A 454-nucleotide genomic window follows, 5' to 3' on the forward strand; every position below is an offset into this window, starting at 1 on the left:
GGCCTGAGGTGGATTCGGCGCATCGGTGCCGTGCGCTTGTCAGATCTTGGACGAAGGCGGCACGGTAGGCATCGACCTTGGATTGCGGGATTCGATCGCGTCGCGCTGCGTTCACGAACCCTTCCAACGAGCGCTGCTGCGCCGACTCACCCTCGGGTATCCGACAAAGTCGAAGAAGCCAGGAACTCTGCAGGCTCAGCCACTGGGCTTGCCGCTCGAGACGGCCCTGCTCCAGTTCGATCGCCTCGCTGATGCGAGTCACTGCCTCGGGGAGCCGGTTGGCATTCGCGCTGCGGAGCGCGTCGATTGAGATGGCGAATGCCTTGATCTGCTGCTTGATCCTCAGATCGGGGTCATCGGGTGTTAGGGGTAGCCGGAGCAGAGGTTCGAGGAGTGGCTCGAGTTCGGCGGTTGCGGCTGGGTCTCCGGCGCGAGAGAGGCAGTAGGTCACTTG

1 protein-coding gene is annotated in these 454 nt (G+C 63.4%); it reads right to left on the reverse strand.

Going from position 1 to position 454, the window contains the following annotated elements:
• Nucleotides 1-454 (reverse strand): hypothetical protein (locus tag C5L12_RS27830; protein ID WP_157949154.1); only part of this gene is annotated, 454 nt, incomplete at both ends.

The organism is Neorhizobium huautlense, assembly GCF_002968575.1.
Classification (GTDB): domain Bacteria; phylum Pseudomonadota; class Alphaproteobacteria; order Rhizobiales; family Rhizobiaceae; genus Neorhizobium; species Neorhizobium huautlense.